Genomic DNA, 340 nt, shown 5'->3' on the forward strand with positions numbered 1-340 from the left:
ACTCGCCCAGCCGCCGGCAGACGACTGAAGCTCACTCCCACAACCCCGCAATGGCAACCCCTGCCGGGTCTCACACCAAAACGGTTTAGCCTCAACCAGTTTCGCTCGCCACTACTCCCGGAATCACGGTTGTTTTCTCTTCCTGCGGGAACTGAGATGTTTCACTTCCCCGCTTTCCCTCCACACTGCCAATGTGTTCAGCAGCGGGTGACAGCCCATGACGACAGCCGGGTTTCCCCATTCGGACACCCCCGGATCAAAGCTCGGTTGACAGCACCCCGGGGCCTATCGCGTCCTCCCACGACCTTCAACGGTTCCAAGAGCCAAGGCATCCACCGAC

The 340-nt window shown here is 60.3% G+C and carries 1 rRNA gene; it reads right to left on the reverse strand.

From position 1 onward, the window contains the following. Positions 1-338: ribosomal RNA gene (locus PUR71_RS09330) — 23S ribosomal RNA — on the reverse strand; the annotation flags it as partial. Positions 339-340 lie beyond the last annotated feature (2 nt).

The organism is Streptomyces sp. SP17BM10 (genome assembly GCF_036322405.1).
Classification (GTDB): domain Bacteria; phylum Actinomycetota; class Actinomycetes; order Streptomycetales; family Streptomycetaceae; genus Kitasatospora.